At 71.7% G+C, this 25,119-nt stretch carries 20 protein-coding genes; 11 read left to right on the forward strand and 9 right to left on the reverse strand.

Features of this window, described 5'->3' with window-relative positions; genetic code table 11:
- Positions 1-54 precede the first annotated feature (54 nt).
- A complete protein-coding gene (locus STBA_RS25455; protein WP_171987789.1) occupies positions 55-1,485 on the forward strand; it encodes a serine hydrolase domain-containing protein in 1,431 nt (476 codons plus the stop codon).
- A gap of 210 nt (positions 1,486-1,695) precedes the next feature.
- Here STBA_RS25455 and STBA_RS25460 read toward each other — a convergent pair whose 3' ends face one another.
- The gene (locus tag STBA_RS25460; RefSeq protein WP_077063585.1) at positions 1,696-2,112 is read right to left on the reverse strand and encodes an ester cyclase; all 417 of its coding nucleotides are present in this window, start codon (positions 2,110-2,112) and stop codon (positions 1,696-1,698) included.
- A gap of 79 nt (positions 2,113-2,191) precedes the next feature.
- Between STBA_RS25460 and STBA_RS25465 the strand changes: the two genes are divergently transcribed.
- Entirely contained in the window at positions 2,192-3,052 is an 861-nt protein-coding gene (locus tag STBA_RS25465) for a LysR family transcriptional regulator (protein WP_077061449.1), read from the forward strand.
- A 93-nt stretch (positions 3,053-3,145) separates the two neighbouring features.
- Here the strand turns inward: STBA_RS25465 and STBA_RS25470 are convergent, their stop codons facing one another.
- Genes STBA_RS25470 through STBA_RS25480 form a run of 3 tightly spaced genes read right to left on the reverse strand, consistent with a single transcriptional unit; the run spans position 3,146 to position 5,220 of the window.
- A complete protein-coding gene (locus STBA_RS25470) occupies positions 3,146-3,433 on the reverse strand; it encodes a hypothetical protein (protein WP_077061450.1) in 288 nt (95 codons plus the stop codon).
- A complete protein-coding gene (locus tag STBA_RS25475; protein ID WP_143659574.1) occupies positions 3,426-4,031 on the reverse strand; it encodes a hypothetical protein in 606 nt (201 codons plus the stop codon). The genes STBA_RS25470 and STBA_RS25475 overlap by 8 nt, the downstream gene beginning before the upstream one ends.
- Before the next feature lie 31 nt (positions 4,032-4,062).
- The gene (locus STBA_RS25480; protein WP_077061452.1) at positions 4,063-5,220 is read right to left on the reverse strand and encodes a WXG100 family type VII secretion target; all 1,158 of its coding nucleotides are present in this window, start codon (positions 5,218-5,220) and stop codon (positions 4,063-4,065) included.
- A gap of 409 nt (positions 5,221-5,629) precedes the next feature.
- Between STBA_RS25480 and STBA_RS25485 the strand changes: the two genes are divergently transcribed.
- The gene (locus STBA_RS25485) at positions 5,630-6,664 is read left to right on the forward strand and encodes a helix-turn-helix domain-containing protein (RefSeq protein ID WP_077061453.1); all 1,035 of its coding nucleotides are present in this window, start codon (positions 5,630-5,632) and stop codon (positions 6,662-6,664) included.
- On the opposite strand, the gene STBA_RS25490 is transcribed toward STBA_RS25485, so the two are convergent.
- Entirely contained in the window at positions 6,636-7,598 is a 963-nt protein-coding gene (locus STBA_RS25490; RefSeq protein ID WP_077061454.1) for an aminoglycoside phosphotransferase family protein, read from the reverse strand. The two genes, STBA_RS25485 and STBA_RS25490, sit on opposite strands and share 29 nt — an antisense overlap.
- 167 nt (positions 7,599-7,765) lie before the next feature.
- On the opposite strand from STBA_RS25490, the gene STBA_RS25495 reads away from it, so the two are divergent.
- Entirely contained in the window at positions 7,766-9,241 is a 1,476-nt protein-coding gene (locus STBA_RS25495; RefSeq protein ID WP_077061455.1) for a PepSY domain-containing protein, read from the forward strand.
- Positions 9,242-9,357: 116 nt separating this feature from the next.
- Here STBA_RS25495 and STBA_RS25500 read toward each other — a convergent pair whose 3' ends face one another.
- The 3 genes from STBA_RS25500 to STBA_RS25510 all read right to left on the reverse strand — a co-directional run bounded on the left by STBA_RS25500 (position 9,358) and on the right by STBA_RS25510 (position 11,462).
- Positions 9,358-10,824: an alpha/beta hydrolase gene (locus STBA_RS25500; protein ID WP_077061456.1), complete on the reverse strand. Its 1,467-nt coding sequence runs from the start codon at positions 10,822-10,824 to the stop codon at positions 9,358-9,360.
- Positions 10,825-10,914: 90 nt separating this feature from the next.
- Complete coding sequence (locus STBA_RS25505) at positions 10,915-11,157, reverse strand: hypothetical protein (RefSeq protein ID WP_077061457.1); 243 nt, start codon at positions 11,155-11,157, stop codon at positions 10,915-10,917.
- 2 nt (positions 11,158-11,159) lie between these two features.
- A complete protein-coding gene (locus STBA_RS25510) occupies positions 11,160-11,462 on the reverse strand; it encodes a hypothetical protein (RefSeq protein ID WP_143659575.1) in 303 nt (100 codons plus the stop codon).
- Positions 11,463-11,615: 153 nt separating this feature from the next.
- On the opposite strand from STBA_RS25510, the gene STBA_RS25515 reads away from it, so the two are divergent.
- From STBA_RS25515 to STBA_RS25545, 7 genes are all read left to right on the forward strand, one after another.
- Positions 11,616-12,818 (forward strand): histidine kinase, encoded by a 1,203-nt coding sequence (locus STBA_RS25515; RefSeq protein ID WP_077061459.1) that lies wholly within the window; start codon positions 11,616-11,618, stop codon positions 12,816-12,818.
- The gene (locus STBA_RS25520) at positions 12,819-13,496 is read left to right on the forward strand and encodes a response regulator transcription factor (protein ID WP_077061460.1); all 678 of its coding nucleotides are present in this window, start codon (positions 12,819-12,821) and stop codon (positions 13,494-13,496) included.
- 141 nt (positions 13,497-13,637) lie between these two features.
- On the forward strand, positions 13,638-15,035 hold the full coding sequence (locus STBA_RS25525; RefSeq protein ID WP_077061461.1) for a hypothetical protein: 1,398 nt from the start codon (positions 13,638-13,640) through the stop codon (positions 15,033-15,035).
- A 59-nt stretch (positions 15,036-15,094) separates the two neighbouring features.
- Positions 15,095-16,372, forward strand: coding sequence for an AAA family ATPase (locus STBA_RS25530; RefSeq protein WP_079252161.1), 1,278 nt, complete (start codon positions 15,095-15,097; stop codon positions 16,370-16,372).
- Positions 16,369-17,586, forward strand: a complete 1,218-nt coding sequence (locus STBA_RS25535) for a VWA-like domain-containing protein (RefSeq protein WP_077061462.1) — start codon at positions 16,369-16,371, stop codon at positions 17,584-17,586. Before STBA_RS25530 ends, STBA_RS25535 begins: the two co-directional genes overlap by 4 nt.
- A 66-nt stretch (positions 17,587-17,652) precedes the next feature.
- Entirely contained in the window at positions 17,653-18,195 is a 543-nt protein-coding gene (locus STBA_RS25540; RefSeq protein ID WP_077061463.1) for a GNAT family protein, read from the forward strand.
- A 141-nt stretch (positions 18,196-18,336) separates the two neighbouring features.
- Complete coding sequence (locus tag STBA_RS25545; RefSeq protein ID WP_077061464.1) at positions 18,337-21,438, forward strand: NACHT domain-containing protein; 3,102 nt, start codon at positions 18,337-18,339, stop codon at positions 21,436-21,438.
- Between the two features lie 246 nt (positions 21,439-21,684).
- Here the strand turns inward: STBA_RS25545 and STBA_RS25550 are convergent, their stop codons facing one another.
- The gene (locus STBA_RS25550; RefSeq protein WP_077061465.1) at positions 21,685-25,044 is read right to left on the reverse strand and encodes a S8 family serine peptidase; all 3,360 of its coding nucleotides are present in this window, start codon (positions 25,042-25,044) and stop codon (positions 21,685-21,687) included.
- Positions 25,045-25,119: the final 75 nt, after the last annotated feature.

Raw genomic sequence — 25,119 nt, forward strand, 5'->3', positions numbered from 1 at the left:
GAAGCGGTCAGTTAATCGCTGGGGCCCGAGAATGCCTTCGTATACGGTACCCGGATGGCTTCTCGGCCCACCCTGCTGCCGCGCTCGGCCCCGGCTGCCTCAGGGATATCGTCCCGTTCGATCACCGCGCTGCTCGACCGGCTCGAAGCGCAATCCGTCGAGTGTCACTCCATCATGGTCGTACGTCACGGTCACGTCGTCGCCGAAGGCTGGTGGGCGCCGTACTCGGCCGAGCGCCCGCACCTTCTCTACTCGCTGACCAAGTCGTTCACCTCGGTCGCCGTGGGGCTCGCGATCGCCGACGGGCTGCTCTCGCTGGACGATCGGCTGGTGGACGTGTTGCCCGACCACGTTCCGGCCGGCATCTCGGCGCAGGGGCGCCGCCTCACCGTTCACCACCTGCTGTCCATGACGGCCGGACATCGTACGGACAGCCTCGCCGAGGCATGGGAACGGGAACCGGGCGACCTGGTGAAGGGCTTCCTGCGCGTACCGTTCCCCGAGGCCGAGGGGACACGGCACGCCTACGACAATCCGACCACCTTCATCCTGGCCCGGATGGTGGAACGGGTCACGGGCCGCAGCCTCCCGGAACTGCTGGACGAGCGCCTCTTCACGCCGATGGGCGTCGACCACGCCGAATGGGATCGGGTGGCGAGCGGCGCCGCCTTCGGATTCCACGGACTGCACCTCACGACCGAGGCCGTCGCCGCCTTCGGCGAACTGCTGCTGCGCGGAGGGCTTTGGGGCGACCGGCGGCTCGTCCCGCGCGAATGGGTGGAGCTCGCGACCAGACGGCACGTCGACACCCCGCAGATCGAGGACTGGTCGAAGAATCCCGACGCGCTTTGCGGGTACGGCTACCAGTTCTGGATGTCGCGTCACGGTTACCGCGGCGAGGGCGCCTTCGGCCAGCTGTGCGTGGTCGTCCCGTCGTCCGATCTCGTGGTCGCCGTGACCGGCGCCATTATGCAGGGGGAGGCAGTGCTCGACCCCTTGTGGGAGTGCCTGCTGCCCGGCCTGGACCACGCGGGAAGCAGCCGGGACGATGAGATCCTCGCCGATCGGCTGCGGCGGCTGTCACTGGCGTCGGTGCCGGGTTCGGCCGCCCCGGAGCGTTCCGTCAAGGCGAGACTCGACGCCTCCGTCGAGGATTCGGCCCTGCCCGACGGAACGACGGTGACGGTCGAGCCCGTGGACGGTGGATGGCTCCTTCGACTCGGGCCGTTCCTCAACATCGAGGCCGGCCACGGCGAATGGCGGGAGAGTTCGCCGCTCGGCCGCCCTGTCGTCGCGGCCGGCGCATGGCAGGGCGACACGTTCGTCGCCGAGGTCTACGTCATCACCACACCGCACCGGGTTCGGCTGTCGGTCGACGCCGACGCGGGGACAGCGATGGCGACGTGGAACGTCGTGCCCCTGACCAGCCCAAGTCTGGCGTTGCATGTGCGGTCGCCGCTGATGACACGGCCGGACGTCGCGTAGCTGAAGCGCTCTCCTCCGCGATGAGCCTGTTCGTCTTCGGCCGAGATCGTCCGTCGGCGATCGACTTCACGGGGGTCGTCGCGGCCGGTTCGGGCGAGATGGATCGCGCGCGGCGATCGCTCGGGATCTGCGGGGGCGTGTGCGGTCGATGCATCGGTGGCGTTGGTCAGGAAGGGCGGTGCGAGCGTGGCGAGGTGCGACCGGCCCGGCTCACGTGAGCGCGCCGGTCTGCCGCAGCAGGCTCAACGCGTCGGCTACGGCCCAGTGTTCGGCCATCTGGCCATCCCGGTAGCGGACCAGGTCCATCACCCGGAACTCGACCTGGCTGCCCGATGGAGGAACGTTGAACCACGGGCCGGTGTGTCTGGCGCGGAACCTCTTGTGAGTGGCCACAAGGTCTCCATCCCCGACACAGTGCAGGATCTGTACGGTCAGGTCGGAGAACGCCGCGTGCATGGCGACCATGGTCGCCCGGACTCCTTCCCGGTCCTTTCCCTGCCCTGGTTCGGCTGTGTGATTGTGGTAGTCGGCGTGGACCAGCGTGTCGATCAGTTCGAACCGCCCTCCGTGTTGCACCTGCTCGACGAAGAAGCGCATGCGGTCCACGTGGGTTTCCCGTTCAACCATGTCTGTCATGGCGCCAGTCCACCAGCCGCCGGCGAACGGCACCAAGATCAATCGGAGCCTTCACCTATACCCTCACGGTATGGAGTCGCGGGAACTGGCCTACTTCGTCGCGGTCGCCGAGGAGCTGAACTTCAGTCGGGCCGCCGTCCGGCTCGGTATCGCTCAGCCCCCGCTGTCCCGGGCGATACAGCTGCTGGAGCGGCGGATCGGCGTCCGGCTGCTGGAGCGCACCAGCCGCCACGTCTCGGTCACCCGGGCCGGCGAGGTACTGCTGAACGAGGGCCGCAAGGCACTCACCGCACTGGCGACGGCCGAGCGTGCGGCTCGGCGCGCCGGGCACGCGACACGGCAGCTGACGGTGGTGACAAAGCCGGGTGGCGACGCCGGCCTGCTCGGACCTCTGCTGGCCCGTCTCGCCTCCCTGCCCGACGCGGTCGACGTCGAGGTGCTGATCTGCCGCATAGGCGAGGAGAAAGCCCTGCTGCGAGACGGAGTCGCGGACGTCGCGCTGGTGCGGCTGCCGCAGGACGACCTGTCCGGCCTGGCTACCGAGGAACTGCTGACCGAGCGTGAGTTGGTGGTGCTGCCGCGTACCCACCGGCTGGCCGGGCGCGCATCCGTACGCGCGGCCGACCTGGTAGGCGAGACCTTTCCGCGCTGGACCCCGGAGTCGCCGGGCAGCGGCCCGGTGATCAGTGACACCGGGCAGGTGGCCGAGCTGATCGCCCTCGGCCGGATCGTCGCCATGCTGCCCGAGTCCGTGGTCCGTCACCTCGGCCGCGACCTGGTCGCCATCCCCGTCGACGGTCGCCGGACGACCCTGCTCGCTGCCTGGCCCGAGGAACGCCGCGACCGGGCGCTCGCCGTGTTCATCCGCACCGCAGCCGAGATCGCCGCGATGCGTCGGCCATGTCCTGAGCGAAGTCAGGGCCACCGGTGATCCGGTGATCCGGTGCCCAGGTGACAAACCTTGTGATCAGCGGCAGCGGACACACCCCCTGCGGAGCGACGACGGCCTCCGGTGGGGCGGGACTCAGTCGCGCGTCGCGCGTTGGCGCAGTTCTTCCTCCACGCCCTGGAAGTGGCTCAGCACATCGTCCAGCGAGTCCACGGCGCGGTCGAAGACCTGGGCCAGCTGCCCGGTCTCCCGCTCCCACTCCTCGCCCGTGTCGTCCACGACCGATGCCAGCGCGACCACGCCCATGGCGTCACCGTCGAAGCCGCGGGCGGTTCCCGCCACCCCCCGCAACCGGGTGTGCAGTTCGCTGACTTTGTCGCGCATGCCACGGACGGACTGGTATTCCACATACAGGTCAGCCATGCTCAGGCCCCTTCGAGTCGGCTTCGGCAAAGGAGAGGCTGCGCAGCAGCCGCGCGGGGACCTCCATATAGCGCTCCCAGTGCTGCCGTGACGGGGAGCCGAAGTCGACGACCAGGAGCAGCTGTTCCTGCTGATCACTCGTCTCCGGCACCGGCACGAACGCCTGTAGCTTCGTGTAGGCCACCTCGTCGGGCTCGACGTCGGGCGACTGGTAGACGACCGGCCCGGTCAGCACGCAGGCCGGCTGTCCGCACGGCAACTCGTAGAGGCCGCCCGCCCACTGCGGCCCCCGGGCGGCCGAAAGCGACTGTGCCATGCCCTCGGTGGCGAGCCGCGGGTCGTCCCCGTAGGGGAACTCCACGACGTTCACCATCAGCGTGGCCAGCGAGAGCTCGGCATCCAGCTCGCCGAGGAACGAGCCACAGTAGAGGGTGCCCGCCTCTCTCAACCTCTGTGAGTGCTCCAGCACTTCGCGCAACGTCTCGCCGTCGGCGCCGTCGGCGCCGTCACGGAGCCGGGCCGTGGCGTGCGCCCGGACCTCGTCCTCGGTCATCCCGACCGGGGTCCTGGCGAAACTCTCGGGTATGTCAAAGGCCACCTGCAACATCCACGAACCCCCTTCCGGGTCGCTATTTCTTCATTTCTCCGCCGGCCCGCCAGGCGTTCTCGAACGCCACCAGCGCGTGATGGCCGGTGAGCAGCGTGAGCCCCTGCCGCGCGTTGGTCGGTACGAAGTAGCGCAGCGTGGACGGGTCCTCTGCGGTGTTGAGGACGCTGTCGATGGTGCCGATGCGTCCCGACGCTCGGATCTGCCTTGTGTAGCCTCCCGCGAGTCCGCCCACCGTCCCGAACCCCAGCGCCCCCAGGAAGTCCTGTTTGAATGTGCGCCCCGTCACCTCGGCGCCGGCGAGCTTGGCCGTGCCGTGGACCGAGAGCGCGCCCAGCCCCAGTACGGCGGCACCGATGCCCAGCACCGCCTTGGCCGAGGGCGGCATGAAGGGAAGCTCGGAGCCGACCGCCATCACCGTGCTGTAGAGGGCGAGCACGTCGCCCACCTCGCCGATGCGTGCGGCGTTCCCCACGATCCACTCCTGGAGGGGCTCCAGCGGCCCGAGCACCCCGTCCGCCAGGGCCTGGCCGATGCGGGAGAAGAACCCGCCCTCGGTCACCTCGCTGAGCGCGCTGCGCAGCCGGTCGGCGATGTCCTCACCGCGGGAGGCATACGCCCGCGCGAGCAGGCGCGCCTGCTCCAGGATGTTGTCGAGCTGGTCGTTCAGCTGCTCGCGCCGCTCCTCGTCGCGGAGGTAGACCGCGGCCTGTTCCTCGCCGTACAGCTCTCTCAGCTTTTGGGAACGGAAGACCGACGGGTTCCCAATCAACTGGGGTGGGGGAGCCGGCAGGGCGTCCAGCGCCTGCTTGATCTGCCGGGCGCGCTCCTCCAGAGTGCGTGCCGCGCCCTGTTGGCCAGGCATGTAACGGGCCCACTCCTGAAGGGCCCCGGCGGCGCCGTTCATCGACTGGTGGAGAGTCTCGACTTTGGGGCGCAGCTGCGCCCAGGTGTCGCGGAACGCGTCCGCCGCCTTGCCCTCCCACCGTCGTTGGAAGGCGGAGCCGTTCATCTCCGCGAGGGCGTCGCCCAGTTGGGTGGTGACGTTCCGCACCTCGGAGGCCAGGCTCGCGGCGGCGTCGGCGTTCCCCGGGCAGGGGACGAATCCGAGGGTGGGGAACTCGGCCAACTGCCCCGCGGAGAGGTTGGCTTGCGCCACGGCCTGGCCCCGGAACGTCACGACCTCGCCTCCCGTCCGCCGGCCGCGCGGCGTGTACCCGCCACGCCGTCATCCCCGACGCCCTCGTGCGTACTGTCCCCGCGTGTGGTGGCCATAGCCGGCTCGCCTCCCGCCCAACCGTCGTCCCCGATATGACGAAACCCGGCACCGCCCCCGTTGGCCGGCTGAGCCCGTGCCGTGTTCCGTCGCTGTCGACTGTCCCGGCTCACGTCGGCGCGGTCCACAGCTCTCGGCGCCAACCGTTCCGCTTTCCGCGCCACCACTCGGGGGCCGCCCGGCGCCGAAATACCGGGAGACGAAACCGCGCGCGCCGGGTAGGCGTCCCGCACAGGGAGTATGCGTGGGGAGGCCGGGCCTGGCCGGTTCTCCCCGGCCCCCGATGCGGAGTGGAAGCAGAGGTGTTGACGGCGTGATAGTCACCACTCGGTCCACCGAGGACTCACCCGAGGTGGACAGGTTCGCCTGGTGGCACGACATGACCATGACCACGCTGATACCGACCGCGATCCACACGGATCACGCGGACGACTTCCGCGCCTGCCTCACCATGCTGGACTTCGGACTCGCCCAGATCTCGTCCATGTCCTATCCCTCGATCTCCCGCGTCCGCCGCACGCCGGAGCTGATCCGCCGCAGCGACCCGGAGTACCTGCAACTGTCCCTGACCGTCACCGGCCGGATGCGCATCGCCCAGTCCAGGAACGAGACGGAGCTGGAGGACGGCGAACTGGTGCTCTACGACTCGTCCCACCCGTTCGACGGCTCGGCACTGCCGCGACACGGGGACGGCGTGCGCCAGATCGTCGTCCAGTTACCGCGCCGCCTGCTGCCCGTCCCGCCGGACCGGCTCACCCCGCTGCTCTCCACCAGGCTGCCGACCGACCGGGGCTTCGGCGAGGTCCTCAGGCGGTTCCTGATCCAGGTCACCGAACGGCCCCACGAGTACGGGCCCGCCGACGGGCCACGGCTCACCACCGTGCTCGTCGACCTGATCGAGGCCGCCATCGGCCAGCGCGTCGACGAGCGCCCGATGCCCCCGGCCGATCGGCACCCCCAGGCGCTCTACCTGAGCGTCCAGAACTTCATCCTCCGCAACCTTTCCGACCCGGCGCTCGCTCCCGAGACCATCGCCAGCGCCCACCACCTGTCCGCCCGCTCGCTGCACCGGCTGTTCCAGCGGCACGGCGCGACCGTCGCCGGCCTCGTCCGCCACGAGCGGCTGGAACGAGCCCGCCGCGACCTGGCGGACCCCCTGCTGGCCGACGTCACGGTCAGCGCCATCGCGCACCGCCTCGGCTTCCGCCGGCCGGCCGACTTCGGCCGCGCCTTCCGCGCCGCGTACGGCGTGCCACCACGCGACTACCGCAAGGCCGCGCTGGGCGACACCGGGCAGCAGCGCACCCGGGCCCCGGGGCTCAGCCGAGCGTGTCCATCAGGGCGGTGACATAGGCATCCAGCCGCTCCTCCACGGCGCGCGCCGTCAGCTCCGTCCTGCCCGCCTCCCGCCATGGCTGCGATACCGATTCCACTTCTTCCGAGGACGCCAGCGCGTCCCGGACCAGCCAGTACCGCCGCTCGCTCGCGGACGCGGCCAGCACCCCGCCGGCCTCCTCATACGCCTCGGGGAACCGCAGACCCCACGTCGGGCCGTGCAGCAGCGCGAGATTGACGGAGCAGTGCGCCACATCGAGGTCCGCCGGGCCCCAGGAGGTCCCAGCCCAGTCGACGACGCCGGTGATCCGGGCAGCTGCCGGCCCGGCGGGCGGCACGTCGAAGAGCACGTTGCCGGGTTGGAAGTCCCGGTGCAGGTACCGCCCTTCGTAGGGCGGCGCGGGCTCGCGGATCACGTCGATCGCCGCGGTCCATGCCGCCGCGTCGGCGCCGTCCGGGACCACGACGCTGTCGGCGGTCGTCAACGTCCCGTACTTCCGGGGCCGCTCGGCGGGTCGCAACGCGTGGATCGCCACGAGTTGACGGGCCAGCAGCGGAACGCGCGCCTCCAGTCCCTCGTCGTCGAGGACCGTCCGGCCCGCCAGATGTGTCATGAGGAGCGACGGATACTCGCAATGCGCGGCGGTCGGATCAACCGCGACCAGCCCAGGAGCCGGCACCGCGGTCCCCGTGAGCAGGGTCAGGGCGCCGGACTCCCCGGTCAGCGAATCCTCGGCGCGTTCCACGTGGAACGGGTCGACGAAGCTCCGCAGCACCAGGTGCCGGGTCCCTCCGTCCCGCGTGCCAACGGTCAGCCTCCGCATCTCGGCGGTGATGCCGCCGTGCAGCGCCTCGATCCTGGTGATCCGCTCGCCGACCGCCAGGTGCCGGCTCACCCAGGCCAGTGTCAACGGTCGGACAGCCGCCGCCTCGTCGTGCTCGGTCACCGTGCCACCTCACCATCCGGACGGCGGCAGGCGCGAACGTTTTATCGGAGGCGATGCGCCGGCGCATGCTCCGCTCCTGCTCTCACCGCCTGTCGGGTCTGCCCGGGAACGCGGTGGGCCGGCTTCACGACTACCTGAGTGATGCACGGGTGCAAAGGAGACTTGCGATGACCGCACTGTCCGAAGTGGGCGAGCCCGAGGAGGAGCAGGCCGCGGACAGCGGCTCCACCGGCGGTGCGAGCCGTGCGAGCCGTGCGAGCCGTGGGAGCCGTTCGGCCGTGAAACCGCTCGTGCTGCGGCTGCACTTCTACGCCGGGCTCCTGGTGGCGCCGTTCCTTTTCGTCGCCGCGTTCTCCGGCCTGCTCTACGCGGCGTCGGTGCAGTTCGAGAAGATCGTCTACGAACACGAACTGCGGGTGCCCGTCGGTGAGGAGCGGCTCCCGGTCGAGGAGCAGGTGGCGGCCGCCCGCGCGGCGCATCCGGAGGGGACGGTCAACGGGGTGCGCCCGGGCGCGGACGAGGGTGCGACGACGCGCGTCCTCCTCGACGTTCCGGGGCTCGGCCCCAGCCACCGGCTCGCGGTCTTCGTCGATCCGTACACCGCGGAGGTGCGGGGTGCGCTGGAAGCGTACGGTTCCTCGGGCGCGCTCCCCGTGCGCTGGTGGGTCGACGAGCTGCACCGCAACCTGCACCTGGGGGACTTCGGGCGTCACTACAGTGAACTCGCCGCGAGCTGGCTGGCGGTCATCGTCCTCGGGGGCGTGGTGCTGTGGATCGGGCGGCGGCGCGCCGAACGACGGGTCCGCCGCACCCTGCTGCCCGAACGGGGGCTGCGGGGGCGCCGGGCGTCCCTCACCTGGCACGGAACGGTGGGCCTGTGGATCGCGCTCGGGCTCGGCTTCCTCTCGCTGACCGGCCTGACCTGGTCCCAGCACGCGGGAGCCAACATCACGGAGCTGCGCTCGGCACTGTCCTGGGAGACCCCGGCGGTGAGCACCACCGCAGGAGAGCATGCGGACCACGAAGGACACGGCGGGCACGAGGGGCACGAGGGGCACGAAGGGCATGCGGGAGGGGACGGCCACGCCGCCGACGTGGGTCCTGACCGGGTTCTCGCGGCCGCCCGGGACGAAGGGCTCGGCGACGAGGTGGAGATCATCTACCCGGCCGAGCCGGGCGGTGTCTACTCCATCAAGGAGACCCGCAGCCACTGGCCCGTCGCCCAGGACGCGGTGGCGGTGGACTCGGCAACGGGCGAGGTGACCGACACCGTCAGGTTCGAGGACTGGCCGCTGGCGGCCAAACTCGCCCGGTGGGGGGTCGACGCCCACATGGGTCTGCTGTTCGGGCTCGCCAACCAGATCGTGCTCATGGCGCTGGCCTGCGCCCTGATGACGGTCATCGTCCTGGGCTACCGGATGTGGTGGCAGCGGCGGCCCACCGCGGCCCGGCGCATGGCCTGGGGCCGCCCGCCCCCGCGCGGCGCCTGGCGCAGGGCGCCGTGGGCGGTGCTCGTGCCCCTGCTGGCGCTCGCCGCGGTGGTCGGCTACTACGTTCCGCTGCTGGGCCTGTCACTGCTCGCCTTCCTCGCCGTCGACGCGGCGCTCGGGCAGTTCGCCCGCCGCGGCGCCGGACGGCCGTAGCCCGGCGAACGGCGGCGGGACGACCGTTGCCCGGGCGGACGACCGTGGCGGTTGTCCGCCCGGGCGGGCGTGCTGTGCTTCGTTCCCGCTACTTGCTACTTGCTACTTGCTACTCGCTACTCGCTCGGCTCCGCCGGGCAGGCTCGGTCCTGCGACGGGAGCTGCCCGGTGGTCAGGAACGCCGTCACCGCGTCGTTCGCGCACGTGTTGCGGCCGAACGGATAGACGCCGTGCCCGCCCTGGTCGGCCGTCACCATCGTGGCCCGGTCCCCGAACGCCCGCCGCAGCTCCTGGGCACCGGCCAGCGGCGTCCCCGGGTCGCGCTCGTTCTGCACCATGAGCACGTTCGACGGGCCCCGGTCACCGATGTGCACCGGCGGCTCGACCCGCTCGGCCGGCCAGAACGCGCACGGTCCGATATTGGCCGCGATCCCGCCCAGCATCGGGTACCTCTGCCGGTCGGCCGCGACGTTCCGCTGATACTCCTGGACCGTCCCCGGCCAGCGCGAATCACTACAGATCACGTACAAACGGGCGGCCATCGAGTTCTCCGGGTCCGCAGGTGGCGGCGGCATGGGCGGTAGGGGCCGGTCCGTGTCGAGCGCCTGCCAGGTTTCGGCCAGCAAGGGCATGAGCGCGTCGCTGTAGAGGCGTTCGAACGTGATCCCGCGGAACGCCGTCCCGTCGACGCCCTGGACCGGTGCCGCCTCCAACCGTTCCGCGAGATCGAAGAACTTCGCGGTGACCTGCTCCGGTGTGGTGCCCAGACCGTACTCGGGGCGGGCGGCGGCGAAGGCGGCGAAGTCCGGGAACCGGTCCTCAAGTCCAGGGGCGAACATCCGCATGGCCGTGACGTCGTAACCGCCGGGGCCCAGGGCGCTGTCGAGCACGACCCGGTCGCTGCGGTCCGGGAACATCGTCGTGTACACCGCACCGAGGTGGGTGCCGTAGGAGCCGCCGAGATACGAGAGCCGCGGTTCGCCCAGCGCCGCCCGGACCCGGTCCATGTCGCGCGCGGTGTTCGCGGTGGTGGTGTGCGGCAGCATCCACGCGGTCGGCGAGGCGGCGCACTGCTCGGCGATGGTCCGCGCGTACTCCGCCTCCTGCGCCACATCGGCCGCGGTGTGCGCGTATGGCGCGAAGGCGCCGCGCTTCTGCTGCTCCGGCGTCAGATCGCAGGTCACCGGCGTGCTGTTGCTGACGCCGCGTGGATCGAAGCCGATCAGGTCGTAGGAGTCCAGCACCTCCTGCGGCAGCCCCGAGCCGGCGAGCACGGCCGGGTAGTCGAGCCCCGTGGCGCCGGGGCCGCCGGGGTTGGTCAGCAGCACGCCGCGGCGCTGCGACGGTTCCTCGCTCGCCAGCCGGGAGATCGCGATGTCTATCTGCCGGCCGTCCGGGTCCCGGTAGTCCAGCGGGACTTCGAGCGTCGAGCACTCGAGGCGGGGTGAGGCGACCTCCTCCGGGCACGGCCCCCACCGTACGGTGTCCGGCGTTGCCGCCGCCGGCACTCCCGGGGTCAGAGTCGCAGCCGCCGCTGCCGCGGTGGCGGTGAGGGCGAGGGCGAGGGGCAGAGTTCGGTGCATCTGATGTCCTCCTGCGGGACGGCGCGGGGTCTTTGGCGTGGTCGGCGAGGTCGGCGTGGCTGACGTGGCCGGCGTGGTGGCGGCGTGCGATCAGCGTCCGGTGCGGGACGCCCGTGGCGCACCGAAGTTCGCCACCAGAGCGATCAGCAGGCCGACGAACGCGATCGTGCCGATCACGGTCATCTGGCCGTTCCAGCCGCCCGGAGCCCAGCCGAAAGCGCCTCCCAGCAACTGCTCGCCCTGGTCGAACAGGCCACGCCACACCGCCTGGCCGAATCCGACCATGACGATCAGTCCCAGACCTTGCAGCAAGGACCGTCCACGCTTGTCCATGACTATTTCTCCATATTCTTGCGGTATTTCCGTCGAATTCCCCCGGGATTACCGGCCCGCTCGGTGCCCGGTTCCTGGCGGATATGTGCCCAGCCGCCGAAAAGCGTTCCCGCGAGCGCCATGAAGGCGAGGAGAATCATCTGGCCGGAAAAGCCGCCGGGAACCCTGCTGAAGATGCCCTGAATCGGCTCGTATTCCGAATTGAAGAAACCACGGATCACCGCTTGGGCGGACAGGGATGTGATCACCATTCCGACCGCCTCAAGGGCCAGATAGCCACCCCTGTTCTCCGGTTTTTTCGGCACGTGAACGATTCTGTCCCGGCATCGGCGCCGGCACATCAGCCCGGCGGCTCGAATCGCCTACGACCAGCGACCAGGTGGTGCTTCGACCTTGGTCGAGGGCACATCAGACCCCGGTCCGCTGCACCGGCCGCACCGTTTCGCGATAATGACCAGGTGAACACAGACGTCGCGCCACGGCTCGGGGCGTGGCAGCAGATATGGCGGCTGCTTGCGGCCGCGGCACTGGGCATACCGATCTGGCTCTCCATGGGGGTGGTGCTCGATCGGGAGCAGACGGACGAGACGTACTCCTGGTTCTTCACCGGTGATCCGCTGGTGGCTTCCGGCTGCCTGATGGCGCTCCTGTGGCGGCGGCGGTTCCCGCTCGCCGTCGCCATGACGGTCGCGATCGCCTCGACCGCGTCGACGCTCGCCTCCGGCGCCGCGCTTCTGGCACTGGGCTCGATCTCCGCTCGTCGCCGTCCGGTGGAGATCGTGGTTGTCGGGCTGGCCTACGTGACCGCGACACAATTCACCGGCGGGTTCTACCCGATCGAGAGTCCGCCCGGCTCGATCTGGCTCCAACTCGCGCTCCCGGCACTGACCGCGGGCATCGCGGCGGCCGCGGGCATGGCCGTCGGGGCGCGGCGCGTCGAAGTACGTTCCCTGCGGGACCGGGCGGAAAGCGCGGAACGGGAGCAGAGCGCGCGGGCGGCACAGGCACGGGCCCTGGAACGGAACCGGATCGCCCGCGAGATGCACGACGTGCTCGCGCACCGGATCTCCCTGGTCGCTATGCAAGCCGGAGTGCTGGACCACCGCGGCGACCTCCCCGCCGAGGAAATGCGCGTGCTGATCCGCGGCATCGCCGACGGCTCCCACCAGGCACTGGAAGAACTACGCGACGTCCTCGGTGTGCTCCGAGCCGACCAGGGCCGCCCGGGCCGTCCGGGTCGCCTGGAACCGCCACAACCTTCCTTCGACCGAATCCCCGAACTGGTAGCCGACGCCCGCGCCTCCGGGCTGGATGTCACGCTCACCACCACCGTGACGGGAAAACCGTCCGACGTCGTCGGACGAACCTGCTATCGGATCGTCCAGGAAGGACTGACCAACGCCGCCAAACACGCCCCGGGCGCACACGTACACGTCATCCTCGAAGGAGCAGCCGGCGAGAAGCTGCACGTGAGCGTCCATAACTCCGCGGCCACCACGACGTCCGCGAAACCGCCGGCATCAGGATTCGGCCTGCTCGGTCTCACCGAACGCGTCGTCCTCGCCGGCGGAAAACTCGACCATCACGCAACACCCGGCAACGGATACCTCCTCACCGCGCAACTACCCTGGCCGGGAAGCAATCATGAAAAGAGGAGATGAGTGGATACCGAGCGGGAGCCGGTGCGAGTCGTCATCGTCGACGACGACCAACTGGTGCGGATGGCGCTGCGGCTCATCATCGACGGCGAACCGGACCTGACCGTCGTCGCCGAGGCGGCCGACGGGGACGCCGCGATCACGGTGGTGGACGAGCAGCGGCCGGATGTCGTTCTGATGGACGTGCGCATGCCCGGCCGGGACGGTCTCAGCGCGACCCGGGAACTCCTCACCCGGGCGGCGCCGCCGCGGGTGCTCGTGCTGACCACGTTCGACTCCGACGATCTGGTGCTCGGCGCGCTGCGCGCCGGAGCGCTCGGGTTCGTTCTCAAGGACACCCAGCCGCCGCGGATCATCGACGCGGTGCGGACAGTCGCGGACGGGAACCCCGTGCTGTCCCCGGCGGCCACGGCACGGGTGATCGCCGCGGCGACCGGGCCGCAGTCCTCCGATGCTCGCGACTCGGCCCGCGAAGCCGCGCGGAAACAGCTGTCCGTACTGACCGAACGGGAACTCGCCACCGCCCGGGCCATCGCGGACGGGCTTGGCAACCCGGAGATCGCCGAGCGGCTGCACATCAGCGTCGCGACCGTCAAGGCGCACACGGGCAACCTGTTCGCCAAGCTGGCGGTCGAGAACCGGGTGCAGATCGCACTCCTGGTCCGCGACGCGGAGGAATGACCCCCTCGCGCGGAACGCGCGGGCCGGCCGTGGTCGTTGCCGCACGGCTGGCGGATCACCGGCCGGGGGCGCTACGCTGCGTGCGATGACGACTGACTCTCTCAGCAGATTGGGGGACCCGTCCGCGCAAGGTGAGTGCTGATGCTCACTCACACCGCGAACGAGGATTCCCGCCTCTCCCTGTGGCTGCGTGTGCGCGAGTTCGCCGTGCCGCCCTCCATGATCGACACCGCGACCGCCCGCCGCCGCGCCGGCGACTGGGCCGGGGCATGCGCCGCCGCGGGCTTCGATGTCGACCTCAGCCTCCGTTCGGTGGCCCGCGTTCACGGCCAGGAGCTCGCCGCCCGAGTCCGGGCCGATCTCCGCCTGTTGGCCCCCGACCTGTTGCGCTGGCACATGCCGAGGATCGCCCCCGACGGGCTGCTGCGCCCGGGCCTGACCCTCACGCTGGCCCGGTATGACACCGGCGGCGACGGCCCGGGCGCGGTGCACCTGGTGGTCAGGACCCCGCCCGCCTGGGCGGCCGCCGGCCAGCGGATCAGCCTCGCCCTGTGGAACGGGTCCCGCTCCGGGACCGGCGGCCACCGGCACCCTCGGCCCCGCCCGCACCCCCGGTACCGTCTCGACCTGCACCGTCACCTGTGGGACGCGCACCGGACCGGTGAGCTGCGCATCCGCGCCGGCGCCGACCGGCCGCCCGGCGCCGAAGGACCCGCTCCTGACCTGGAGCCGCTTCGGCTGATGCCGCGCGAGCGCCGCTGTGCCGTGGACCGTTGGCCGGCCGAGGCGGGCATCCTGCTCCGCGCCGAGGGGCGCGCGGCCAACGCCGTCACCGTTCGGCTCGGGGCCCGGCACCGGCTGCTCCTGGAGCTCGCCGCGCGAAACGGCACCGGGCCGCCCGCACCGCGGATCACCGCGGCGGCCCTGGAACGCCGCGCGTCCGCGCTGCCGGTGCTGCCCGACGCGGCGACCTGGGCCCTGCCCGATCTGGAGCTGATCCGCGCCGGGCTGATCAGGCCCGACCAGCTGCACCCGCTGGTCGCCCGGGCCCTGGCACCGGACGCGCCGCCGCCCCCCGGCTCCGGGCCGCGAGGGGCGGGCGGGCCGCACCTGGTGGAGTGCCGGGGCGCGCGGCACCGGATCGGCCTCGTCGACGGCGTGCTGTCCGCGCTGGACCACGACCCCGACGAGATCCGGCGCGAGGAACTGCTGGCCGCCCTGACCGGTACCGCGTTGCCCTGTCTGCGGGAGATCGGCCGGGCGCACCGGGAGCCGGACGCCCTCACCGGAGTCCGCGAACGCCTGGACCACGGCGACATCGACGGCGCGCTGGCCGTCGTCGAGGGGCTGCTGGGCCGCAACTCGACGCTGCCCGGCGGCGCCCTGCGGGACGAGCTGGAGGCCGCCGCGCGAGGGCGCGTCGCCCACGGCCTGTTCCGGGCGGGCCTCGCCGGGCCAGACCCGGCCCCGGGCACCCACCCGCGCGACCGCCGCGCCCGCGACCACCGCGCCCGCCCGCGGCACGCCACCACCCGCTGATCCGGGCCCATCCCCGCCGCGCATCCGCGGCCCACCACGAACCCGACAGGTGATCACTCATGCCCTCAAGCACCCCAAGCACCCCGTACGCCACCGCGCCCACCCCGGCCGACGCCGCCGTCCGGCCCGCGGCCTCCCAACTCGACGTCGCGGGCGAGCTGCTGGCGCTGCTGCGCGACGCCACCACGGAACCGCGCCCGGATATCCAGCTGGAGGCCCTGACCCTGGCCGTCGCCGCCGACCTGCCGGTGCTCCTGTGGGGCGAGCCGGGGATCGGCAAGACCGCGGCCCTCACCCAGCTCGCCGCCGCCCTCGACCTCCCGCTGACCACCGTGATCGCCAGCGTGCACGAGCCGTCCGACTTCGCGGGCCTGCCGATCGTCGGGGACGACCCGGCGGAACGCGGCGTCCCGATGGCCCCGCCGGACTGGGCGGTACGGCTGGCCCGGGCCGGCCGCGGACTGCTGTTCCTTGACGAACTGTCCACCGCCGCACCGGCGGTCCAGGCCGCCCTGCTCCGCCTCGTACTCGAACGGCGGGTCGGCGCCCTGCGGCTGCCGCCCGGGGTCCGGATCGTCGCCGCCGCCAATCCGCGTTCATCGGCCGCCGACGGCTGGGAGCTGAGCCCGCCCCTGGCCAACCGGTTCGTACACCTCCAGTGGACCCACGACCACGAGGTCGTGGTGCGCGGCCTCGGCGGCACCTGGCCGCGCGCCACCCTGCCCCGGCTGGACCCGCAACGGCTTGCGAGCGCCGTGGACTTCGCCCGCCGAGCGGTCTGCGGGCTGCTCGCCGCCCGGCCCGGCCTCGTGCACCGGCTGCCCAGCGGGGAAACCGGCCGGGGCGGTGCCTGGCCGTCCCCCCGCAGCTGGGAGATGAGCCTGGGCCTGGTCGCCTTCGCGACCGCGGCCGGCTCGTCCAGAGAAGTGCTCTCCCTGCTGGTGAGGGGAGCCGTCGGGGACGGCCCCGGCCTTGAACTCCTGGCCAGTATCGACCGGATGGACCTCCCCGACCCCGAGGACCTGCTCGCCGACCCGGCGGGCGCCGCCCTCCCCGAACGGGGAGACCTGCGCCAGGCCGCGCTCGACGCGGTGGTGGCGGCGGTCCGGGCGCGGCCGGACAAGTCCCGCTGGGACGCCGCCTGGGCGCTGCTGGCCCGCGCGGTGGAGACGGGAGCCCCGGACCTGGTCGTCGTTCCCGCCACCACGCTGGCCACCCTGCGCCGCGAGGGCTGGGAGGTCCCGGCGACCATCGAACGGCTCGCCGGAGCGGTGTCCCTGTCCCGGCGCGCCGACCTGGCCGCGGCCCGCTCCACCGCCGGGCGGGGCGGCCGTTGACCGGCGGTGAGCCGGGGACGCTGGACCTCGGCAAACTCTTCGCCGCCCGGCTGCACGCCGTCCGGGCCAGGCCCTACCTGGCGTCGGCGCTGTTCGCCCTGCACGTCGTGGAGTCGCGGCGGGTGCCGACGATGGCCGTCGACCGGCACTGGCGGGCCTACGCCTCCCCGGCGTTCGTGGACAGGACACCCGTGGAGGAGCTGGCCGGGGTGTGGGTGCACGAGGTGTCGCACCTGCTGCGTGACCACCACGGGCGCGGCGACCGGTTCGCCCGGGAGCACGGGCTCACCGGCCCCGCGGAACGGCTGCGCATGAACATCGCCGCGGACTGCGAGATCAACGACGACGTGTTCGGCGACGGGCTGCTGCGGCCGGCGGGCGCGGTCACCCCGGCCATCCTGGGCCTGCGCGAAGGCGAGTTGATGGAGGACTACCTGCGCCAGTTCCGTCTCGGGGCGCGCACCCAGGACTTCGCCTGGCTGGAGTGCGGCAGCGGCGCCGACGGACTTGAGCGGGAGTGGGACCTCGGACCCGGCGGCGCGCACGGACTGAGCGACCAGGAGCGGGACGCCGTCCGCTTCCGCGTGGCGCAGGGCATCATCGGCAGCCCGGGCGACACCCCCAAGGGGTGGCGGCGCTGGGCGGAGGAAGCGTTCCATCCGCCGCAGCCCTGGCGGGAGTTGCTGGGCGCGGCGGTCCGTTCGGCGGCCTCGGGCCCCGGGGCCGGCGAGGACTACAGCTACGGCCGGCCCTCGCGGCGTTCGGCCGGAGTGCCCGGCGCCCTGCTGCCGAGCCTCCGGCGCAGGCCGCCCCGGGTCTCGGTGATCATCGACACCTCCGGGTCGGTCAGCGACGCCGAACTGGGCAGCGCGCTCCACGAGGTCACCGCGATCTCCCGGGCCGTGGGCGGTCGCCGGGACCTGGTCACCGTGCTGTCCTGCGACGCCGCGGCCCACCTCGCCGGTCCGCTGTGCCGGGCCGAGGGGATCACGCTGACCGGAGGCGGCGGCACGGATCTGCGCACGGGCTTCACCAGGGCACTGCGGACCCGGCCAGGGCCGGACGTCATCGTCGTCCTGACCGACGGCCAGACCCCCTGGCCGGGCAGCCGGCCACTGTGCCGGACGGTGGTCGGGCTGTTCCGCCGCGAACACGCGGGCCACTACCGGCGGCCCGAACCGCCCACCTGGGCCCGCGTGGTGCCCATCGGCTAGCACCGGGTGAACGGTCGGTGCCTTAATGGTTTGCCGCCGGTCGGGCCGGTCGGATAGGAAGCGTGCATGTTAAGGGGCAGCAAGGTCGGGCTCAGGGCCCGGCACGAGGAGGACGTTCCGGTCCTTCGGACCGAGCTCTACGACGACGTGGTGAACGCCTCGCGAGCCGATGGCGGGCCGTGGCGGCCGATCACGCCCGGCTCGAAGGACCGGCGGCTCGTGGTGGACGACGAGGAGCAGCGGATCGTCCCGTTCTCCGTGGTGGAGCTGGAGGGCGACTCGCTGGTCGGCATCGCGTCGCTGTGGGACATCGACAACCACCACCGGTCCGCGCACATCGGGATCGGGCTGGTGCCGTCCGCCCGCGGCAAGGGCTACGGCACCGACGTGGTCGCGGTGCTGTGCGACTACGGTTTCGTCGTGCGCGGCTTGCAGCGGCTGCAAATCGAGACGCTGTCGGACAACGGCGCGATGCTGCGCTCCGCCGAGCGCAACGGCTTCGTCCGCGAGGGCGTGCTGCGTTCCGCGGCCTGGGTGATGGGCGAGTTCATGGACGAGGTGGTGCTCGGGCTCCTCGCCCGGGACTGGAAGCGGGACTCCAAGGGCTGAAACGGCGACGTTGTGTCCCGCGGGGCCCCGAACCCTGGGCGCCGGCCGACCACTTGCCGGGCAGGTCGCCCGCCGGCAGCCGGTGTGGTGTGATCCCGCCGGATGTGCGGGTACGCTCCCGCTGCCGGGAGGGGGTGGGGCATGGACCCGATGTACCTGGGGGGCCGGGTGGCCGCCGCAGCGGTGGGGCCTGTGGTGCGGAAGCTGTTCCGCAGCCAGCCAGCGGGCGCCGGCCTGGTGGACAGGCCCGTTCGCCTGGACGCGCTGCTCGCTTTCCGCGGGGAGAAGCGCGAGCTGTCCGGCAAGGATGTGCACAGGCTGGCGGGCGAGATCGTGGATCGGGCACTGCGCTCGATGGGTCCGGAGGCCGGCGAGCTGGCCGACCACCGGGAGTTCCTGCGTTCCGCACTGGCCGACCGGCTGCTGGCGTTCGGCGCGCTGGGAATGAACGACGTGCACGCGGTGGCGCTGGGCGCGGACGGGCTGGCGCGGGCCCTGGCGAAGGCGGCCGGGGCCGGGCCCGCGCCGGATTCGGAGGCGGCGGAGTTCCTGGACTCCCTGACGCGACTGGCCTGTGTCCACATCATCGACTTCTTCACCCGGCGCTCGACGTTCATCGCCAGGACCCTGGTGGAGCAGACACGCCAGAACCAGGAGATTGCCGACCGGCTGAAGGCCCTGGCCGAACGGGCCCCGGGGCAGACCGCGACGGATACCGAGTTCGAAGACCGCTACCGGCGGTATGTGGCCGGTCGGCACGGCCAGCTGACCATTTTCGGTCTGGAACTGGACACGCAGTGGCCGCTGGATGACGCCTACCTGCATCTGGAGCTGACCCGTACCGTCGAGGAACGCGAGGTGCCCCGCCCTCCGGAACGGGCGGAGCGGGCCCTGGACGGACTGCGGCGGGTGCTGCTGCGCGGGGTGGCCGGGTCGGGGAAGACGACGCTGGTGCAGTGGCTTGCGGTCACCGCGGCCGAGCGGCAGTTCGGGGCGCACCTCGGGCATTTCGTGGTCCGGGTGCCGTTCGTGCTGCCGATGCGCACGCTCACCCGGTCCGGGCAGCAGCTGCCGACGCCGGCCGACTTCCTGTCGGCGGTCGGCTGCCCGCATTCCCCGCCGGCCGGCTGGTGCGAGCGCGTGCTTGCGGACGGCCGCGGGCTGCTGCTGGTCGACGGCCTCGACGAGATCCCCGAGGAACGGCGCCCCGCGGCCCGCGAGTGGCTGCGCGAACTGATGCGGGAGTTCCCCCTCACCGCGCTGGTGGTGACCAGCCGGCCCTCGGCCGTGGGAGCCGGCTGGCTGCACACGGACGGCTTCGCCGACTTCTCCCTGACCCCGATGAGCCAGCAGGACGTCGCGACGTTCGTGCACCGCTGGCACCGGGCCGCCGGCGCCGGCCAGGAGGCGGCCGGTGCGCTGCTGACGGCCGTGCGCAGCCGGCAGGATCTGGCGCTGCTGGCCACCAACCCGCTCATGTGCGCGGTGATGTGCGCGCTGCACCGGTCCAGCCACGGCTACCTTCCCCGTGGCCGGACCGCGCTGTACGAGGCGGCGCTGCGCATGCTGCTGGAACGCCGGGACCGGCAGCGTGGCGTGGAGACCGGCATCGCCCTGGACGCGCAGACCCAGACCCTGCTGCTGCAGAAGATCGCGTACTGGCTGATCCGCAACGGCCACTCCGAGATCGAACAGGACGACGCCGAGGACGTGATCGAGAAGGCGATGCCGCTGATGCCCCACGTGGCCGCCGCGGGAACGCCGCAGACGGTGTGCCGCTACCTGGTGGAACGCTCGGGCCTCCTGCGGGAGCCGGCCGAAGGGCTCGTCGACTTTGTCCACCGCACGTTCCAGGACTACCTGGCCGCCCGCGAGGCGATCGAGGCCAGGGACATCCCGCTGATCGTGCGCAACGCGCACCGTGACCAGTGGGAAGACGTGGTCCGCATGGCCGTCGCCCACGGCCGCCCCCAGGAACGCGCGCGGCTGCTGAAGGGCCTGGTCAAACGCGGCGACGACGTCAAGCGTCACCGCATCCGGCTGCACCTGCTCGCCGCGGCCTGCCTGGAGCACGCCCCCGAACTCGACCCCGCCGTCCGCGAACAGGTCACCGCCCGCACCGCGGCGCTGCTGCCACCCAGAACGACTACCGAGGCGTCCGCACTGGCCAGGGCCGGACAGGTACTCGTCGAACTGCTGCCCGGCCCAGAAGATTTGGCGGACCACGAGGCCCTCGCGGTGATCCACGCGCTGCGCGAGTTGGGCGGACCGGCCGCGCTCACCCGGCTGGCCGCCTTCTGCGGGCATCCCGACGACCGGGTCGAAGCGTGGCTCACCACGGCCTGGAGCCATTTCGACGCCGCCGCATACGCCGAGACCATCCTGCCCGCGCTGCGTCCCAGCAGCGGGGTGCTGCTGAACTCGGCCGCACAGATCCCGCACTTGGCCGCCTCTCCTCGCTCCTACTCCGCGGTGATCGGCGACCCGCGGAAGCTTCTGGACGCCGGTATCGCCGACAAGTGCGAGGCGCTGACGTGCTTCGAAGACGTGGACTTCAGCCTCCTGCACAGCTTCTCTCAATTACGAGAAATGACGGTGCACTCGCCAGGGGCCCGCTTGGACCTGACTCTCCTGGCGGACCTGCCGCTCACCTCCGTGAGCATCTACTTTCCCCCTCAGCACGTACCACGCGGGCTCCAGCGGCTTGCCCACATCGAAGAAGTCGTATTGGGCGGGGTAGGTCGGGAACACCCGCTGACTCTCATCCCGCCGGGGACTCCGATGACCTGGCTCGTCTGGCAGGACGACCCGCACGACTTCTCCGGTCTGGCGGAGTGGCCACGGCTGCGTACTCTCACCCTGCGCGGCCCCGCCCCCAAGCTCCACGCGGCGGACTGGCAGGCACTCGCTGCTTCCGAGATCAACCGGCTCTACGTCTCGGTGCACAGCGCCGCGTCCCTCCTCGCCCACGGCACCGTCCTGCCGAACGTCACCCGCCTGAGCCTGGCCGAACCCCCCCGCGATTTCGACCTCGTCCGCCTCGCCGAAGCTGTGCCCCACCTCGAAGAACTCACCCTGCACCGCATCACCGGCCAGAACCTCCGGCCGCTCCGGCGGCTGCCCCGCCTGCGCACCGTCCAACTCTGGGAGCCCCACGACGTCACCGGAGCCGACGACCTGCCCGGGGTGGCGGTGAGCACAGAGCCGACGTCCCGGTACGGCTACAGCGAACGCCACTGGTAGTCCGTGGGGAAGGCACCCCGATCCTCGCTTGCGCTGGAGGGCTGGAGGGCTGGAGGGCTGGAGGGCTGGAGGGCTGGAGGCGTTCCTGGAAGCGAGCGCATCACCGGGTGTATGTGGGCCTCGGCAGCATCGCCTCGTACGTTCCGCAGGACTTCGCCCGGGTGGCCGGCGGGCCGCGGTCGTCAGCGGGTCCGGTGGGAGACGCGAGGCGTCTCCCACCGGACCCTGCCGCATCCCTTCGTTCCCCTACCGGGTCAGGTAGGCGTCGAGGATCGTCTGGCGCGTCGTGTTGCCGTCCGCGTCGGAGACCTCGGCCCGGAAGGAGACGGTGCCGTCGGCCGCGGGGTTCTGCACCGTTATCCGACCGTCCTCGACCGGGAGTTCACTCCAGCTCTCCCCGCGGTCGTAGGAGACCTCGACGGACAGCGCCCCGAGGTTCCCGTCGGCCGCCGTGCCCTCGACGGTCACCGGGACCGGGAAGGTCTCGCCCGCCGGGGCCGAGTTGTCCAGCGCAAGCTCGGGCGTGAAGCGCACGACCGAGACCGGCAGCTTCTGGTGCTCCTCGCCGGGGGAGTGGGCCGAGGTGAAGGAGAGCGAGGTGGTGACCTCCGTGCTGACATCCGCCCACGAAGCGCGGTTGACGCTGGTGACCCACTCGTACGCGGCCTCGTCCGGCGGAACGTCGAAGCGCACACACGACTGGATGTACGGGGGGAGGAGCTGCCAGTTCCCGCAGGTGCGTCCGTCCTCCGCGGTCCGGAAGACCTCGCCGTTCCGGTACAGCGTGATCGACAATTCGTCGTAGAAGCCATTGTAAAAGCGGTTGCCCTGGCCGTCGGCGAAGAGATCTACATCGGTGAACAGGCGGTCGCCCCGGCGGGTCAGGTCGGTCTCCATGTTCAGGTAGGGGCCGAAAACGCCGACGCCCATGGTCAACTCGTAGCTTTCACCGGGCGTGTACTGCTCGACTTCGGTCTGGTAGGTGCCTTCCGACCGGTCGTCGGGGGTGGGGTGGTCCGCGCCGATGGCCCAGCCCATACCGTCGGCCCTGACGAACTCCGTGGAGGTGCTCGGCAGATCCTCGCCGGGGCTCCCCCAGTCGGACATACCGGTGGCCGGGCCGCTCTCCGGCCAGACGAGCGTGGCCCCCTGGTGGTGCTCGGCCCACTGCCCCTGGTGGACGGTCAGCTCGGCCACGTCCTCCTCGCCGACATGGTCGGTGACGCCGGTGAAGAAGCTGCCGTTGCGGTCGTACGAGGTGTGGTACCGGCCCGCCGCGCCCGTCCAGCCGGCGCTGACGAAGGAGTAGAAGTCGTCTTCCGGCACTTCGGGACCCAGATGCCTGGTGCGGAAGCCCGCGGGCAACTCACCCGGCAGGATGGCCGTGCGGCCGTACCCGGCGCGGTTGGTGTATCCGACGATCAGGCTGGTGCGGACGGCGTCCTCCGCGAACACCGACAAGTCGATATCCCGGCCCTCCCGTGCGTCGAAGGTGAGCGTCGTGTCCCCGGTGATCTCCAGCACCGGCTGCATGAACGACTCGCCGCCGAGCAGGTTGAGATCCTCGTCCAGGATGAACCCGTCGAGCCGGGCGTAGTAGTCGCCCGGGGGCACGCGCAGGGTCGTCGTCCCGGCGCTGTCGCGAGCACCGTGCGAGAGGGTGCTGACCGTATCGTCGCCGAGGCTCTCCAAGAAGAAGCTCCACTCGGGGTGCGGTTGGCCGTCGCGGCCGATGGCCTCGATCGTCAGCTCGTGATGTTCGTCCTCGCGGTGCACTGCGCCGGCCGTGTGCACCGACTGGCCGTCACCGTCCGCGGTGACGAGCACGCTGTAGTCGCCGTTGACCTCGCCGCCGAGACGGGTGTCGACGGTGACCTCGACCGTGGCGGTGCCGCCGGCGGGGACGGTGACCTGCTCGGCGTCCAGGGTGAACATGCCGTCCGGTGCCGCGTCCCCGGCCGGGCCGCTGCTCGTCAGGCCGAGGTCCAGGGTGACGTCGTCCTCGCCGAGGTTGCGGTAGGTCAGCTCCCGGCCGAACGGCGTATCGTCCTCGTGAGGCCACAGCGCGGAGCCGAAGCCGAGGGAGACCGGCTCGGCGATCACCGACTGCTCGACGGCACTCGCCACGTCGACGCGGCCGGAGCCCTGCTCGAACGCCCCGTGGTCCGGGTTCCATTCGGCGGAGCCGACCAGCGCCGCCCTCACCTGCTCCCCGGTCAGGCCCGGGTTCCGCTGGAGCAACAGCGCCGCCGCGCCCGCCACATGGGGTGCCGCCATCGAGGTGCCGTCGATGGCGATGTAGCCATCGGCCACCGGCTCGTTCTCACCGGCCAGGACACTGCCCTCGGCCGCGGCCGCGCCGATGGCGACACCGGGAGCCGTCAGGTCGGGTTTCACCGCGAAATCGCCCTGGCGGGGGCCGGTGCCGGAGAAGCCGGCCAGTGCGTCCTCGTCGTCCACCGCACCGACCGCCAGCGCCGCGTCGGCCGTGGCCGGGGAGCCGACCGTGCCCGGGCCTGCGTTTCCCGCCGCGACCACGAACAGCGCGCCGGACTCGGCCGAGAGCCGGTTGACGGCCTCCTCCACCACATCGACGCCGGGTGTGTCGGAGCTGCCCAGGCTCAGGTTGACGATCTGGGCGTCCTCCTCGACCGCCCACTCCATGCCCTGGACGATCCCGGAGTCGAAACCGAAACCGAAGTCGTCCAGGACCTTGGCGTTCAACAACTCGGCCCCGGGAGCGACACCGGCGTAGGCCCCGTCCGAGTGGGCTCCGGTGCCGGCGGCGATCGACGCCACATGCGTTCCGTGCCCGAAGTGGTCGTGGGCGTCGGGCGTGCCGGCGAAGTTGGCCTGGGCGACGACCTTGCTGCCGGCCAGGTCCGGGTGTGACGTGTCGATGCCGGTGTCCAGTACCGCGATGGTCACGCCATCGCCCTCGTAACCCGCCTCCCACACCTCCGGGGCCCCGATCTGACCGGTGCTGGTGTCGAGTTGGGCGCGGTTGAGTCCGTCGAGGGCAAGCGTGGCGACGGCGGAGGACGCGGAGCCGAGTGTGCCGGGGCCGGTCAGCGCCGCCCAGACGCCGGCGGCATCCTGGTCGGCCACGGTGAGGGCCTCGCCGTTGATGCTTTCCAACTCGGCCCGCACCTGTGGGGCCGATCCGTCGAAGAGCCGTGCGGGGCGTTCTCCTTCGTAGGTGATGATGACCGGGGTGCCCTCACCGGCCAGCCGCTGGTACTGCGGGCGGCTCAGTTCCGATACGTTGAAAAGCTGCTGGTCGACGATTCCCTGCCGGATGAGCGGCTCGGCGTCACTCGGCACGACGAGGAGTCCCTCCTCGGTGCGGCGCACCGAGAAGGCAATCTGCTCGCGGCCCTCGCCCCGGACCACGGACGCCACCTCGCCGTCGGACCGGAGCAGCACCCGGTCGCCCGTGATCAGGGTGACCTCCCCGGTGGCCCCCGGGGCTACGGGAGCCACCGGGGCCGCCACGGCCACGGGTGCGGGTGCGGGTGCGGACTGTGTGGCGGCGGCCGGGGGGACGGTGATCAGACCCGCCGCCATGGTGAACAGAGCGGCTGTGACCTGCGTCTGTCTCTTCATAGCGCGGCAGCCTAGGACGGGGAAACGTGCCGTGGGCGGCGGAGCGGGAAGAAGTGATTCCGATGGCCAGGATCA

It is taken from the genome of Streptomyces sp. MP131-18, assembly GCF_001984575.1.
Classification (GTDB): Bacteria; Actinomycetota; Actinomycetes; order Streptomycetales; family Streptomycetaceae; genus Streptomyces; species Streptomyces johnsoniae.